Origin of the sequence: Denitromonas iodatirespirans, assembly GCF_018524365.1 — a bacterium.
In the GTDB taxonomy this organism is placed as follows: Bacteria; Pseudomonadota; Gammaproteobacteria; order Burkholderiales; family Rhodocyclaceae; genus Nitrogeniibacter; species Nitrogeniibacter iodatirespirans.
In genome coordinates this window covers 97,354-111,152 of sequence record NZ_JAEKFT010000008.1, presented here as the reverse complement: position 1 = coordinate 111,152, position 13,799 = coordinate 97,354, and the positions used below count along the sequence as shown (strand labels likewise).

Annotated in this window: 15 protein-coding genes; 1 reads left to right on the top strand and 14 read right to left on the bottom strand. The window is 64.4% G+C overall.

Annotated features, from left to right (window positions below; genetic code table 11):
* Positions 1 to 7: 7 nt before the first annotated feature.
* The 7 genes from lepA to rpoE are packed head-to-tail and all read right to left on the bottom strand — an operon-like array spanning position 8 to position 6,086.
* Positions 8 to 1,804, bottom strand: a complete 1,797-nt coding sequence (gene lepA / locus I8J34_RS09425) for a translation elongation factor 4 (RefSeq protein ID WP_214361146.1) — start codon at positions 1,802 to 1,804, stop codon at positions 8 to 10.
* Positions 1,805 to 1,853: 49 nt separating this feature from the next.
* Complete coding sequence (locus I8J34_RS09420; protein WP_214361145.1) at positions 1,854 to 2,114, bottom strand: glutaredoxin family protein; 261 nt, start codon at positions 2,112 to 2,114, stop codon at positions 1,854 to 1,856.
* Positions 2,114 to 3,526, bottom strand: coding sequence for a Do family serine endopeptidase (locus I8J34_RS09415; protein ID WP_214361144.1), 1,413 nt, complete (start codon positions 3,524 to 3,526; stop codon positions 2,114 to 2,116). Before I8J34_RS09415 ends, I8J34_RS09420 begins: the two co-directional genes overlap by 1 nt.
* The gene (locus tag I8J34_RS09410) at positions 3,519 to 3,986 is read right to left on the bottom strand and encodes a SoxR reducing system RseC family protein (protein WP_214361143.1); all 468 of its coding nucleotides are present in this window, start codon (positions 3,984 to 3,986) and stop codon (positions 3,519 to 3,521) included. Before I8J34_RS09410 ends, I8J34_RS09415 begins: the two co-directional genes overlap by 8 nt.
* Complete coding sequence (locus I8J34_RS09405; RefSeq protein WP_230411776.1) at positions 3,983 to 4,948, bottom strand: MucB/RseB C-terminal domain-containing protein; 966 nt, start codon at positions 4,946 to 4,948, stop codon at positions 3,983 to 3,985. The genes I8J34_RS09410 and I8J34_RS09405 overlap by 4 nt, the downstream gene beginning before the upstream one ends.
* A complete protein-coding gene (locus I8J34_RS09400; RefSeq protein ID WP_214361142.1) occupies positions 4,945 to 5,484 on the bottom strand; it encodes a sigma-E factor negative regulatory protein in 540 nt (179 codons plus the stop codon). Before I8J34_RS09400 ends, I8J34_RS09405 begins: the two co-directional genes overlap by 4 nt.
* A 2-nt stretch (positions 5,485 to 5,486) precedes the next feature.
* Positions 5,487 to 6,086 (bottom strand): RNA polymerase sigma factor RpoE, encoded by a 600-nt coding sequence (gene rpoE / locus I8J34_RS09395; RefSeq protein ID WP_214361141.1) that lies wholly within the window; start codon positions 6,084 to 6,086, stop codon positions 5,487 to 5,489.
* 210 nt (positions 6,087 to 6,296) lie between these two features.
* Between rpoE and nadB the strand changes: the two genes are divergently transcribed.
* Positions 6,297 to 7,886, top strand: coding sequence for an L-aspartate oxidase (nadB, locus tag I8J34_RS09390; RefSeq protein ID WP_370661883.1), 1,590 nt, complete (start codon positions 6,297 to 6,299; stop codon positions 7,884 to 7,886).
* 102 nt (positions 7,887 to 7,988) lie between these two features.
* Here nadB and I8J34_RS09385 read toward each other — a convergent pair whose 3' ends face one another.
* From I8J34_RS09385 to plsX, 7 genes are all read right to left on the bottom strand, one after another.
* Positions 7,989 to 8,447, bottom strand: coding sequence for a protein YgfX (locus I8J34_RS09385; RefSeq protein ID WP_214361140.1), 459 nt, complete (start codon positions 8,445 to 8,447; stop codon positions 7,989 to 7,991).
* 2 nt (positions 8,448 to 8,449) lie between these two features.
* Positions 8,450 to 9,688: a beta-ketoacyl-ACP synthase II gene (fabF, locus tag I8J34_RS09380; RefSeq protein WP_214361139.1), complete on the bottom strand. Its 1,239-nt coding sequence runs from the start codon at positions 9,686 to 9,688 to the stop codon at positions 8,450 to 8,452.
* A 21-nt stretch (positions 9,689 to 9,709) separates the two neighbouring features.
* Positions 9,710 to 9,949, bottom strand: coding sequence for an acyl carrier protein (gene acpP / locus I8J34_RS09375; RefSeq protein ID WP_214361138.1), 240 nt, complete (start codon positions 9,947 to 9,949; stop codon positions 9,710 to 9,712).
* An 84-nt stretch (positions 9,950 to 10,033) separates the two neighbouring features.
* Complete coding sequence (gene fabG, locus I8J34_RS09370; protein WP_214361137.1) at positions 10,034 to 10,783, bottom strand: 3-oxoacyl-ACP reductase FabG; 750 nt, start codon at positions 10,781 to 10,783, stop codon at positions 10,034 to 10,036.
* Positions 10,780 to 11,718 (bottom strand): ACP S-malonyltransferase, encoded by a 939-nt coding sequence (fabD, locus tag I8J34_RS09365; protein ID WP_214361136.1) that lies wholly within the window; start codon positions 11,716 to 11,718, stop codon positions 10,780 to 10,782. Before fabD ends, fabG begins: the two co-directional genes overlap by 4 nt.
* Before the next feature lie 23 nt (positions 11,719 to 11,741).
* Positions 11,742 to 12,707: a beta-ketoacyl-ACP synthase III gene (locus I8J34_RS09360; RefSeq protein WP_214361135.1), complete on the bottom strand. Its 966-nt coding sequence runs from the start codon at positions 12,705 to 12,707 to the stop codon at positions 11,742 to 11,744.
* Entirely contained in the window at positions 12,704 to 13,717 is a 1,014-nt protein-coding gene (gene plsX / locus I8J34_RS09355; protein ID WP_214361134.1) for a phosphate acyltransferase PlsX, read from the bottom strand. The genes I8J34_RS09360 and plsX overlap by 4 nt, the downstream gene beginning before the upstream one ends.
* Positions 13,718 to 13,799: the final 82 nt, after the last annotated feature.

Here is a 13,799-nt window from a genome sequence, read left to right as displayed (position 1 = left end):
AAGAGGGTTACTTGCTGTCGTCGGTACGCAGCACGGCCAGGAAGGCCTCCTGCGGAATTTCCACCGCACCGACCTGCTTCATGCGCCGCTTGCCGGCCTTTTGCTTTTCCAGCAGCTTGCGCTTGCGCGAAATATCGCCGCCGTAGCACTTGGCCAGCACGTTCTTGCGCAGCGCCTTGATGTTCTCGCGCGACACGATGGTCGAGCCGATCGCCGCCTGCACGGCCACGTCGAACATCTGGCGCGGGATGATGCCGCGCAGCTTGGCGGCCAGTTCGCGCCCGCGGAAATGGGCATTCGCCCGATGCACGATCACCGACAGCGCATCGACTTTCTCGCCGTTGACCAGCATGTCGAGCTTGACCAGATCGGCGGCCTGGTAGCAGTGCAGTTCGTAGTCGAGCGAGGCATAGCCACGCGACACCGACTTGAGGCGGTCGAAGAAGTCCATGACCACTTCGTTCATCGGGATGTCGTAGACCAGTTGGACCTGCCGGCCGTGATAGCGCATGTCGACCTGCGTGCCGCGCTTCTGGGTGCATAGCGTGATCACCACGCCCACATACTCCTGCGGCATGTAGATGGTCGCACGAATGATCGGCTCTCGAATTTCATCGATCTTCGACGGATCGGGCAGCTTGGCCGGGTTCTCGACCTTGATCACCGAGCCGTCCTTGAGCAGGACTTCGTACACCACCGTCGGTGCGGTGGTGATCAGGTCGATATCGAATTCGCGCTCGAGTCGTTCCTGCACGATGTCCATGTGCAGCAAGCCGAGAAAGCCGCATCGGAAGCCGAAGCCCAACGCCTGCGACACTTCCGGCTCGAAACGCAGCGCCGCATCGTTGAGTTGCAGCTTCTCGAGCGATTCGCGCAACTGTTCGTATTCGTTGGATTCGACCGGGTACAGGCCGGCGAACACCTGCGACTTGATTTCCTTGAACCCTGGCAGCGGCTTGTTGGCCGGGCGGGTGGCGAGGGTCACGGTGTCGCCCACCTTGGCGTCCGAGATCACCTTGATGCCACTGATGATGAAGCCCACTTCGCCGGCTGACAGCGAATCGCGCACCAGCGACTTGGGCGTAAACACACCGACCGAATCCACCGGGTACTCGGCGCCCGTCGCCATCAGCCGCATCCGGTCCTTGGCCTTGATGCTGCCATCGACCACCCGCACCAGGATCACCACGCCGACATAGCTATCGAACCACGAGTCGATGATCAAGGCCTTGAGCGGCGCATCGGGGTCGCCCACCGGCGGCGGGACGCGGCGCACCACGGTTTCGAGGATGTCGTCGATGCCCAGGCCGGTCTTGGCCGAGCACAGCGTCGCGTCGGAGGCATCGACCCCGATCACATCCTCGATTTCGGCGCGCACCCGCTCCGGATCGGCCGCCGGCAGATCCACCTTGTTGAGCACCGGGATCACTTCGAGGTTCTGCTCGATCGCCGTGTAGCAATTGGCCACCGTCTGCGCTTCGACGCCCTGCGAGGCATCGACCACCAGCAGCGCGCCTTCGCAGGCGGACAGGGAGCGCGAGACTTCATAGCTGAAGTCCACATGCCCTGGGGTGTCGATGAGGTTGAACTGGTATTCCTGACCGTCCTTCGCCTTGTAGAGCAAGGAGGCGGTCTGCGCCTTGATCGTAATCCCACGCTCGCGCTCAAGATCCATCGAATCGAGCACCTGGGCGTCCATCTCCCGGTCGGCCAGGCCGCCGCAGCGCTGGATCAAGCGATCGGCCAGCGTCGATTTACCGTGATCGATATGGGCAATGATGGAGAAATTACGTATGTGGCGCATATTCACAACAAAAAAGGTGCCTTGCGGCACCCTCGGTTCCCGGGCGTAGTCAATCGGCGGATTCTAGCGGAAATCGGGCCAGATAGGCACGCACCGCGGCGGTGTCGAGATGGTAGTGGCACAATTCTTCGCCCTCGGGCGTCAGCAGCACCGGCACCAGTTCGCCCCAACGTGCTTCCAGTGCCGGATCGCTGTCCACATCGATGACGTCGATCGACACGCCCGCCGCGTCGGCAAGCGGCTGCACCGCCGCCAGCATGTCATCGCACAAATGGCACCAACTGCGGCCCAGCAAGCGCAACACCGCCATCAAGGCACCTCGATGGCAACGAAGCTGCGCGCGGTACCGCGCTGAAGCAGCACCACCAGCGGCGCTTGCGCCTCCAAGCGACCGAGCGCCGCGTCCAGGTCGTCGAGCGTGCGCAGTGGGGTTTGCTTTCCGTCTTCGACAGCGGCCACCAGCACATCGCCTTCGCGCACCCGGGCACGTGCCGCCGGTCCCTCGGCCTTGCGCACCTCCAGGCCCCAAGGCGCCCCGATCGACTTCAAGCGGGCACCGGCAAGCGCAGCCAGATCCAGGCCGCGACGCGACCACTGCGCGGGCTTCGATGCAGGTCGCCGGGCATGCGCCGTGGCACGGTCGGCCTCGGGCCACTGCCCCAGCGTGACCTGCAAGGTCTGCCGCTCGCCGCCACGCAGCACATCCATCGGCACCTCCCGCCCCGGCGCCATGCGGGCCACAATGCGCGGCAAATCATCGGAGCGCTGAACGGACTGATCGCCGAAACGGACGATCACATCGCCGGCACGCACGCCGGCGCGCTGCGCGGGGCTGTCCGGTTCGACGGAGCCGACCAGCGCGCCATCCAGCGAAGACAGGCCGAAGGCGCCGGCCAATGCGGCGGTGACTTCCTGGATGCCGACGCCGATTCGCCCGCGCTCGACCTTGCCGGCCTTTCTGAGCTGCGTCTGGATATCCATGGCGATGTCGATCGGAATGGCGAACGAGACGCCCATGAAACCGCCGGTACGGCTGAATATCTGGGCATTGATGCCGACCACCTCGCCCGCCAGGTTGAACAGCGGACCACCCGAATTGCCCGGGTTGATCGCCACATCGGTCTGGATGAAGGGCACGAAGCTCTCTTCGGGAAAAACGCGGCCCTTGGCGCTGACGATCCCGGCCGTCACGCTGTTCTCAAAACCGAAGGGCGACCCGATGGCCACCACCCACTCGCCGACTGAAACGCTGTCCGGCGCGCCGAGCCGCACGGCCGGCAGGCCGCTGGCATCGATCTTCAGCAGCGCGATATCGGCACGCCGGTCAAGCCCCACCAGCGTCCCCACGAAGACGCGCCGGTCGAGCAGACGCACCTGAATGCTCTGAGCATCGCCTACCACATGCGCATTGGTGAGGATGTAGCCGTCGTCGGAAATGAAGAAGCCCGACCCCTGCGACTGCTCGATGTCATCGGGCTCCACCTGCGGCGCGTCCGGCAGGAAACGCCGCAGAAAATCGGGCACATGCGGATTGTCGCCCGGCAAGCCACGCGGCGCCGGAGCGACGGAAGGAGGCTGGGAAACGCTAATATTGACCACCGAGGCCCCGTGCTCGCGCACCAGACGCTGAAAGTCCGGCAACGTCTCCGCAAGGACCGACGCCGACACCCCGGCGACGCAGGTAAAGACCAGCACCCACTGGCTGCACCACCGCCTAATCATGATGCGCCGTGACCGGCCCCGCTTGGGCGCATGCCGCATCGGCCGCCAGCCGCACGGACAGCTTTTGCCGCCAGAATCGACGCCCACCGATCCGGCGGACGGCGGCGACCGAGAGCGCCAGCGCTGCGGCCAGTCCGATCACCGCACCGGCATTGCCGGACCACCAAGTCCCAACACCTGCACCGACAAGGGCCGCGAGGGTCGGCAGGCCATAGCTGATGGCCGCGGCGCCCAAGGCGGCGCCGTCGTCGATCTGCAGGCGCACGCGATCACCGGCAGCGAAATGCTGCGGATTGTCGACATGGAAGACTTCGTCGGGTTTGCCGAAGGCGTGAGCGATCTTCGCACCGCCACACCCACCGGGTTCGTGACAGCGTCCACAGCCGGTGGGTTGGTCGTCGACCCGGACCCAGGCTCGACGGTCCGCCGTCCGCAGCACCACCCCCCGCGCCTCGATCACTGGGCATCCACCGTCATACCGTCGCCAACGCGACGCAGTGCCTCATGCGGCGCCTCGCCCAGCACGGTCAGCCGCTGGCCCCCGACATTACGGGCATACACGGCGATCGATCCGGCCTCCATGAAACCGGCACTCGCCGACGCCCCGCCCGCCGACGCCGGTTCGACAAAGACGGAAATGTTGGCCATGCCATCGGAGAGCACCATGTGCAGCACGGACTGCCCCTGGGCTCCGACCGAGCGGCGAACGCTGGAGACCAGCCGATACCCCGGCAGCACATCGCCAAGGCGCCATGCGGCGGCCTCGCCGTCGGCCTCGTCACCCTTGGCGTTCACGGTCTGCCAGTCATCGGCCACGGCATACTTCTGCTCGAGCAACGACGGATCCACGGCCTCGCCGACATGAATCTCGTTGAACGCGAACTGCTCGATCACCTCGCCCTTGGCGCCGACCAACCGGGCTTTGAGCAACAAGCCGCTATCCACATCGGCCCACAATTGGTGGCCATAGCGCAGCGTGTCCTTGGGCTCGAGCACGACCAGTTGCGCCTTGCGCCCAGCCACCCGGCTGACATCCCCCAGTGAGATCCGGTAATACTCGTCAAGCGCTGAGACCGCCATCGGCAAGCGTGCGGGAAAGGCGCGGCGCTTGCCGACCCGGTCGATGATCACGGTTTTCAGATCCGGCAGCACGCAACGCACTTCGCTGTTGTTGCGGATCACCTCGCGCGGGTTGCCGTCGAGCGTTTCGAGACGCTCCACTTCGCCATTCGGGCCGACCACATGCGCAATGCGCAAGGCTTCGAGGCGCTTGCCGCTGAGATACGAAAACGTGCCGGAGTAATTCAGTTTCTGAGCAGCACTCGCCATCCGGTCCATCCAGAACAGCGCATCCTGCTCGGGCGCGCCGACGGCGACACCGCCGACGACGAACAACCACAGGGCAACGAGGCAACGCCTCATCGTTGCGCCCCCGGAGACACCTCGGCGACCGTCCGAACGAAAGGTGCAACCGCAGGGATCGCCCCTTGATTTGACAGGCTCTGGTGGGCGAACAGATAGGCGCGCAATGGCTCGTTGTCCCGCTTGTCGTCGGCAACGACTTTGGTCGCCATCGGCGCCGGCGTCATTCGGGCCATCTGAATGGCCGCCGTATTGGCGGGTGAGTCGGACGCGACCGGAAACGCCAGCCAACCGACCACAGCGACACCTGCGACCGATGCCGCCAGCGGCATCAGCTTTCGCCACGAGGGACGGGGCGTTTCGTTGCGTCGAAGCGCCACAGGCACCAGCACCGTCGGCTCATCCTCCAGGCGGGCCATGACCCGGGCGGTCAGATCTTGCGACAAATCCACCTCGCCGCGCAGCGCATCCCCGATCAGGCAGTAGCGATCCCACTGCCGTCGAACATCGGCTGACGCCCTGACAGAACCAAGGACCGGTTCCATTGCCTGGGCGTCAACATCACCATCAAGCAGTGCCGAAATACGTTCCTTCATACCTACCACCGTTGGTCAGGGGCCGTATCCAACAACGGCCGAAGTTTCTCTGCAATCGCCTCGCGAGCCCGGAATATCCGCGAACGCACCGTACCGATGGGACATTCCATGATGCCGGCGATCTCCTCGTAACTCATTCCTTCGATTTCACGCAAAACGATTGCGGTTCTCAATTCTTCGGGCAACGCTTCCATTGCCGTCTCGACGGTCTGACCGATCTGGCGCGACATCATCAACCGCTCGGGCGTATTGATGTCCCGCAACTGCTCGCCGTCGTCGAAAGTCTCGGCGTCCTCCGAACTGAACCCGGTGGCCGTCGGTGCTCTTCGACCTTGCGCAACCAGATAGTTCTTCGCCGTATTGACACCGATACGATAGAGCCAGGTATAGAACGCACTCTCGCCACGAAACGCCGGCAAGGCCCGATACGCCTTGATGAACGTTTCCTGAGCGACATCCTCCACCTCCGCCGGATCACGGATCAAACGCGACAGCAAGCGCAACAACTTGCGCTGATACTTGGAGACCAACAGGCCGAACGCCTGTTTGTCCCCGCGCTGTACGCGCTCAACAAGTTGTTGATCCAATTCTCTATCGGTCATTTGGCATCTGGCGGAAATCGGGGATCGATCATGGCGGAGCATAAACCGCGAAAGTATAACCAACCCACCGCGTCGCGCCAAAAGCGCAAGGACCTGTGCAATCGACTCCCCCCGTGCCGAATAGTTCAGACGGCGCAAGGGTTTTTGCTTCACCAGCCGCGGGGGCGCGAGTGATATAGTTGGCGCCCGTCATTTTGCTGGGACCTGTCGGTGGAAGCCTTCGACGTCATCATCATCGGAAGTGGACTGGCCGGCCAGTCGCTCGCCCTGCGCCTGGCGGAACATCGTCGTGTCGCCATCGTCACCAAACGCGCGCTCGCCGACGGCGCCAGCGCCTGGGCGCAAGGCGGCATTGCCGCCGTGCTCGATCCGTCGGACAGTGTCGAATCGCATGTTGCCGACACCTTCGACGCCGGCGCCGGACTGAACAACCGCGCCGCCACCCAGCATGTGGTCGAAAACAGCCGACGCGCCATCCAGTGGCTGATCGAACGCGGCGTGCCCTTCACGCGCGACGACGACAGCCCGACCGGCTACCACCTCACCCGCGAGGGCGGTCACAGCCACCGGCGCATCATCCATGCCGCCGACGCCACCGGCGCCGCAGTGCAGGCCACCCTGACACCTCAGGTCGCCGCCCACCCGAACATCACGATCTTCGAACGCCACATCGCGATCGACCTGATCCCCGGCAGCAAACTCGGACGGCCCGAATACGGCTGCCTCGGCGCCTACGTGCTCGACATCGACAACGACCAGGTCAAGACCCTGAGCGCCCCGAGCACCGTGCTGGCCACAGGTGGGGCCGGCAAAGTTTACGTCTACACCACCAATCCGGACACCGCCACGGGTGACGGCATCGCCATGGCCTGGCGGGCCGGCTGCCGGGTGGCGAACATGGAGTTCATCCAGTTCCATCCGACCTGCCTCTATCATCCGCAAGCCAAGTCTTTCCTGATCTCTGAAGCGGTGCGGGGCGAAGGCGGATTGCTGCGCCTGCCCAGCGGCGAGCGCTTCATGCCCGAGCACGACCCGCGCGCCGAACTGGCACCGCGTGACATCGTGGCCCGCGCCATCGACTTCGAGATGAAGAAACGAGGGCTGGACTGCGTCTTCCTGGACATCTCGCACAAACCGGCCGATTTCCTGCAATCGCACTTCCCCACCATTTACGCACGCTGCCTGGAGCTAGGCATCGACATCACCCGGCAACCGATCCCGGTGGTTCCGGCCGCCCACTACTCCTGCGGCGGCATTCTTACCGACCTGAGCGGACGGACCGACCTGCCCGGTTTGTACGCCGTCGGCGAAGCCACCTGCACGGGATTACATGGCGCCAACCGGCTGGCCAGCAACTCGCTGCTCGAATGCGTCGTATTCAGCGAGAGCATCGCTGCCGCCATCCTCGCTCAAGCACCGCACCCAGCCCTGCCGCTCCCGCCATGGGACGAGAGCCGGGTCACCGATGCCGACGAGGAAATCGTCATCTCCCACAACTGGGAGGAACTGCGGCGTTTCATGTGGGACTATGTCGGCATTGTCCGCACCCACAAACGTCTGCTCCGCGCGCAACACCGCATCCGGCTGCTCAGCCGGGAGATCAACGAGTTCTATACGAACTTCCGGGTCACCAACGATTTGATCGAGCTGCGCAATCTGGTGACCACTGCCGACCTGATCGTTCGCTGTGCCCTGCGCCGCAAGGAAAGCCGGGGGCTGCATTTCAGTCGTGACTATCCGCAGATGCTTCCACGCCCGAAGGACACCGTGTTGCGCCCCCGCCGCGCGCCCAAGCTCTAGCGGACCATTGGATTTTCGTCGGGTCGGATGGGCCGGTGAAAACACCGCCCTATCCAGCCGCTTCGTCGTTTCGTGCGGTTCAACCGCCTCAGATTCGACGCGTCATGATCCCTCAGGGCCGACAGGCTGCGAACCCGGCCGCTCACCGGGGGCGTTGCGAAACCAGATGCACAGCCACCGCCAACCATCGGGATGACCCAAGCTGTCGGGCAGCACCATGAGCGAAAACCGTCGCCCGTGGGCATTGCGCCCATGCAGCCACAGCACGCCAGCCATATCGACGCTCGACGGCGCCAACTCGCAGGCCTCGGATTCACCAGGCGGAATCCAGCGGCCGTCAGGCAACAGGCAAAGGGTCTGTGATGTGGCCGGGCGCCGGCGCGCCAGCCCACCACACACCGCCATCAGGCAAAGCGCGCCCGCCACGACATACCAGGCCACACCTGGGGTCAGCAAAAGCACCAAAGCCGCCCCGCCACCTGCACCGATCGACAATCGGGAAAGGTCGCGGGACGGCTTCAGCGCCAGCGTCAGGGGAAGGCGGAAGACCGCCTCCGGCATGCTCAGACCCGGGCGAGCGCCAAGGTCCCGTTGGTACCACCGAACCCGAACGAATTCGACAGCGCCACCCGGATCTCCATCGGACGGGCCGCATTGGCGGCATAGTCCAGGTCGCAGGCAGGGTCCTGCTCGAAGATGTTGATCGTCGGCGGGGCGATCTGGTTGTGCACCGCCAGCGCCGTGAACACCGCCTCGACCCCACCCGCAGCCCCCAGCAGGTGACCGGTCATGGACTTGGTGGAGCTGACCACCAGCGCCTTGGCATGGTCGCCAAAGCAGCGCTTGACGGCCACGGTTTCGGCCACGTCGCCCAGTGGCGTGGAGGTGCCGTGGGCATTGATGTAGTCGAAATTCTCGACCGACAGGCCCGCGTCACGAATGGCGTTGGACATCGAACGGGCAGCCCCGTCGCCGTCTTCGCATGGCGCGGTCATGTGATAGGCATCTGCGCTCATGCCGTAGCCAACCACCTCGGCATAGATCTTGGCACCACGCGCTTTGGCGCGCTCGTACTCCTCGAGCACCACCACGCCCGCACCTTCGCCGAGCACGAAGCCGTCGCGACCAGTGTCCCAGGGACGGCTGGCCGTGGCCGGATCGTCATTGCGCGTGGACAGGGCGCGTGCAGAGGCAAAACCGCCGATCGCCAGCGGCGTGATCGTCGACTCGGCACCACCGGCGACCATGGCATCCACATCGCCGTACTGAATCATCCGCGCGGCTTCGCCGATGCAATGGGTTGCCGTGGTGCAGGCCGTGACCATGGCCAGGCAAGGCCCCTTGAAGCCATACATGATCGACAGATGACCGGCGATCATGTTGATGATCGTACCGGGAATAAAGAAGGGCGAAATCTTGCGATGGCCGGCTTTGAGGTAATCGTCGTGTGTCGCCTCGATCATCGGCAAGCCGCCGATACCCGAGCCGATATTCACGCCGATGCGCTCTGCGTCCACCCCGGCCGTTTCCAGCCCTGCGTCCTTGACCGCCTGAATGCCGGCGGCTAGGCCGTAGTGAATAAAGGTATCCATCCGGCGCGCGTCTTTTGGCGACAGATAGCTCCCGATATCGAAATTCTTGACCTCACCGGCAATGCGCACCGGGAAGGCCGACGCGTCGAAACGCGTGATCTCCGAGATGCCGGAGCGGCCATTGACAATGTTGTCCCAAGCCTCCGGGATGGAATTACCGACAGGGGAAATAATGCCCAGGCCGGTTACAACAACTCTGCGACGTGTCAATGTTCGCTCCGGTATCCGTTATTACTTGTTCAAATGCGCAGTCACGTAATCGATGGCTTGCTGCACAGTGGTGATTTTCTCAGCCTCTTCGTCCGGAATTTCGCACTCGAATTCTTCCTCGAGCGCCATCACCAGTTCCACGGTGTCCAGCGAATCTGCGCCAAGATCGTCCACGAACGAGGACTCGTTCTTGATTTCGGACTCGTTAACACCGAGCTGCTCCGCGACGATTTTCTTGACGCGTTGTTCGATGTTCTCCATGAAATAGCTCCTTCCCGGATATGCGGGTATGTAGTTAAGGCGGGCGTATTCTACCAAAAAGGCGGCCCGCCGATAGGGTCAAGTTCAAGCCATGTACATGCCACCATTGACATGCAAGGTGGTGCCAGTCACATACGATGCCGCCGGCGATGCCAGGAAGGCCACCGCTGCCGCCACTTCTTCCGGCCGGCCCAGGCGGCCGGCCGCGATCTGGCCGGTCAGCGCTTCGCGCGCTGCGTCCGGCAAAGCCCGGGTCATGTCGGTATCGATAAAGCCCGGTGCCACACAATTGACCGTGATGTTGCGACTACCCAGCTCGCGCGCCAGCGCACGGGCCATGCCCGCCACGCCCGCCTTGGCAGCCGCATAGTTGGCCTGCCCGGGGTTACCGGAACTGCCGACCACCGATGTCACGTTGATGATGCGACCATGGCGCGCCTTCATCATGCCGCGCATCACCAGCCGCGACATCCGGAAGACGGCCTTGAGGTTGGTATCGACCACCGCATCCCACTCGTCATCCTTCATGCGCATGGCGAGGTTGTCGCGGGTGATGCCGGCATTGTTGACCAGAATGGCCACCGAGCCGAAGTCCTTTTCGATCTGTGCAATGACGGCTTCGCAGGCCGCCGGATCGGTGACGTTGAGCGCCAGACCGCTACCCGTATAGCCCTGCTCGGCGAGCGCCTTGGCGATCTCCGCGGCCCCGGTTTCGGACGTCGCCGTCCCCACCACAGTGGCCCCCATGGCCGCCAACTCCATCGCGATCGCCCGGCCGATGCCGCGCGATGCGCCCGTCACCAGTGCAACCTGGCCGTCGAGAACCTTCGTCATGCGTTTTCCTTTACCAAAGCAATCGATTCACCCAGCGAGGCCTCGTCGACAATCGCCCCACCCTGCACATCCTTGACGATGCGCTTGGTCAGCCCCGCCAGCACCTTGCCCGGACCGCATTCGATCACAGCACGAGCGCCCTGCGCGGCCATGGCTTCGAGCGACTCGATCCAGCGCACGGGCGAATAGGCCTGACGCACCAGGGCGTCGCGGATCTGCGCGGGATCGGTGCAAATCGCGACATCCACGTTATTCACGACAGGAATGCTGGGCGCGGAAACTTCGACCCCGGCCAGGCGCTCCGCCAATTGCTCCGCCGCAGGCTTCATGAGGGCGCAGTGGAACGGCGCGCTTACCGGCAACAGTACCGCCCGCTTGGCACCGCGCGACTTGGCCAGCGCCATCGCGCGATCGACGGCGGCAACGGCGCCGGCGATCACGATCTGCCCGGGCGCGTTCAGGTTTGCCGCCTCCACCACCTCGTCTTCGGCCGCTTCGGCACACACGGCGATCACGGCATCGGCATCCAGCCCCAACAAGGCCGCCATGGCGCCCTGCCCGGCCGGCACCGCAGCCTGCATCGCCGCCGCACGGAAGCGCACCAGCGGCACGGCGTCGGAGAACTTCAGCGCGCCCGCGGCCACCAACGCGCTGTACTCGCCCAGGCTGTGGCCCGCCACCAGGTCCGGGGCCGGACCGCCGGCCGCCAACCAGGCGCGATACACCGCCACGCCGGCGGTCAGCATCAGGGGCTGGGTATTGACCGTTTGCGCCAGGCGCTCGGCCGGCCCATCGGCCACCATCGCCCAGAGATCTTCGCCCAGGGCCTCGGAGGCCTCTTCAAACGTCTGGCGAATCACCGGGGCATCGCCATAGGCCGCCATCATGCCGACGGACTGCGAGCCCTGGCCGGGAAATACGAGTGCGAACTTCATGGAAACTCCTTGAACGGAACCGCTCAATACTGGACCAGCGCGGCGCCCCAGGTAAAGCCACCGCCGACGCCTTCGAGTACCAGCCGCTGGCCGCGCTGGATGCGTCCGTCGCGAATCGCGACATCGAGCGCCAGGGGAATCGACGCTGCCGAGGTATTGCCATGCGCATCGACCGTGCTGACCACACGCTCGAGGGGCAGCCCCAGCCGCTTTGCCGTGGAATGGATGATGCGGATGTTCGCCTGGTGCGGAATCAACCAGTCCACCTCGCCCACATCGGACGCGGCAGATGCCAGCACTTCCTGCGCCACATCGCCGAGCACCCGCACAGCGAACTTGAACACGGCCTGCCCGTCCATGCGCAGGAACGGATCGCCAAGCACCTTGCCGGACGCCACGGTTCCCGGCACACAGAGAATGGGATGATGGCTGCCGTCGGCATGCAAGGCCGTCGACAGGATGCCCGGCGTCTCCGAGGCTTCGAGCATGATGGCACCGGCGCCATCGCCAAACAGCACGCAGGTGGTGCGATCCTGCCAGTCGAGAATGCGCGAGAAGACCTCGGCCCCGACCACCAGCGCGCGCTTGTGACTGCCGGACCGGATGAACTTCTCGGCCACCGTCAGGGCATAGACGAAACCGCTACACACCGCCTGCACGTCGAAGGCCGGACTTTCGTTGCGAATACCGAGGCGCGACTGAAGCAGCGCGGCAGTGCTGGGAAAAATATAGTCGGGGGTGGAGGTTGCGACGATGATCAGGTCGACATCTTCGGCCTGCATCCCGGCCGCTTCGATGGCCCGCCGCGCGGCGATCTCCGCCAGGTCGCTGGCGCTTTGGCCGTCGGCCGCGAAATGCCGGGCACGGATGCCGGTGCGCGTGGTGATCCACTCGTCGGAGGTGTCGATTCCGCGTGCGACCAGATCGTCGTTGGTGACCGGAGCGCCGGGCAGACAGCTGCCGGTTCCTGCAATTCGCGCATAAATCATACGGCTTCCTCCCGCGCACCCATCCGCTCGGTAATGCGCTCAAGCAATCGATTTCCGGCAGCCTCGGCAGCCCGCGCGATGGCCTGCTCGAAGGCGTAAGCATCGGCGGAGCCGTGGCTCTTGACGACCACACCACGCAGCCCGACCAGTGCCGCGCCATTGTAGCGGCGATGATCGACCCGCCCCTTGAAGCGCTTCAGCACGGGGGCCGCCAGCAGCGCCATCGCCTTGGTCAACAGGCTGCGCTGAAACTCTTCGCGCAGGAAGGTGCCCATCATCTGCGCCAGGCCTTCCGACGCTTTCAGGGCCACGTTTCCGACAAAACCGTCGCACACCACGACATTGGTGGTGCCTTTGAAAATATCGTTGCCCTCGACGTTGCCGAAGAAGTTCAGGCCGCTGCTGCGAAGCAGTTCCGCCGCACGCTTGGCCACCTCGTTGCCCTTGATGTCTTCTTCGCCAATATTGAGCAGGCCCACCGTCGGGCGGTCGATATGCTCCACCGCCGCCACTAGGCTGGCGCCCATGATACCGAACTGCAACAGATGCTCGGCCGTGCAATCCACGTTGGCGCCGAGGTCCAGCACGTAGGTGCAGCCGCGCATCGACGGCAGGATCGACGCGATGGCCGGCCGATCCACGCCAGGCAGCGTCTTCAGGACAAAACGGGAAATCGCCATCAGCGCGCCGGTATTGCCGGCCGAAACGGCCGCCTGCGCGTCACCCGACTTGACGAGATTGATCGCCACCCGCATCGACGAGTCTTTCTTGTTCCGCATGGCGTTGGCCGGCGGCTCGTCCATACCGACCACTTCACTGGCGGCCTGCAGGCGCACGCGGCCGCGCACATCCGGCGGTGCGGCCGACAAGAGCGGCTCGATGGCTTCGGGCCGGCCGACCAGCACGATCTGCGTACGGGCGCTGCGCTTGAGATATTCGCAGACAGCCGGAACCGTCACGGACGGGCCGTGATCCCCCCCCATGCAGTCGACAGCAATAGTCACGTTCATCGACGTCGGGCCAGGCAATTGGAAAAGATCGGGACGAAAAAACGGCGCGAACGCAGGACGCGTCGCGCCGCCTCTTTCGGCA

Bases quoted from the DNA above. Each gene is read 5' to 3' on its own strand.
- I8J34_RS09420 (WP_214361145.1), bottom strand. From the start codon at position 2,114: ATGGCGGTGTTGCGCTTGCTGGGCCGCAGTTGGTGCCATTTGTGCGAT.
- lepA (WP_214361146.1), bottom strand. From the start codon at position 1,804: ATGCGCCACATACGTAATTTCTCCATCATTGCCCATATCGATCACGGT.
- fabD (WP_214361136.1), bottom strand. From the start codon at position 11,718: ATGAAGTTCGCACTCGTATTTCCCGGCCAGGGCTCGCAGTCCGTCGGC.
- rpoE (WP_214361141.1), bottom strand. From the start codon at position 6,086: ATGACCGATAGAGAATTGGATCAACAACTTGTTGAGCGCGTACAGCGC.
- I8J34_RS09400 (WP_214361142.1), bottom strand. From the start codon at position 5,484: ATGAAGGAACGTATTTCGGCACTGCTTGATGGTGATGTTGACGCCCAG.
- I8J34_RS09415 (WP_214361144.1), bottom strand. From the start codon at position 3,526: ATGATTAGGCGGTGGTGCAGCCAGTGGGTGCTGGTCTTTACCTGCGTC.
- I8J34_RS09360 (WP_214361135.1), bottom strand. From the start codon at position 12,707: ATGATTTATGCGCGAATTGCAGGAACCGGCAGCTGTCTGCCCGGCGCT.
- I8J34_RS09385 (WP_214361140.1), bottom strand. From the start codon at position 8,447: ATGCCGGAGGCGGTCTTCCGCCTTCCCCTGACGCTGGCGCTGAAGCCG.
- I8J34_RS09405 (WP_230411776.1), bottom strand. From the start codon at position 4,948: ATGAGGCGTTGCCTCGTTGCCCTGTGGTTGTTCGTCGTCGGCGGTGTC.
- acpP (WP_214361138.1), bottom strand. From the start codon at position 9,949: ATGGAGAACATCGAACAACGCGTCAAGAAAATCGTCGCGGAGCAGCTC.
- plsX (WP_214361134.1), bottom strand. From the start codon at position 13,717: ATGAACGTGACTATTGCTGTCGACTGCATGGGGGGGGATCACGGCCCG.
- fabG (WP_214361137.1), bottom strand. From the start codon at position 10,783: ATGACGAAGGTTCTCGACGGCCAGGTTGCACTGGTGACGGGCGCATCG.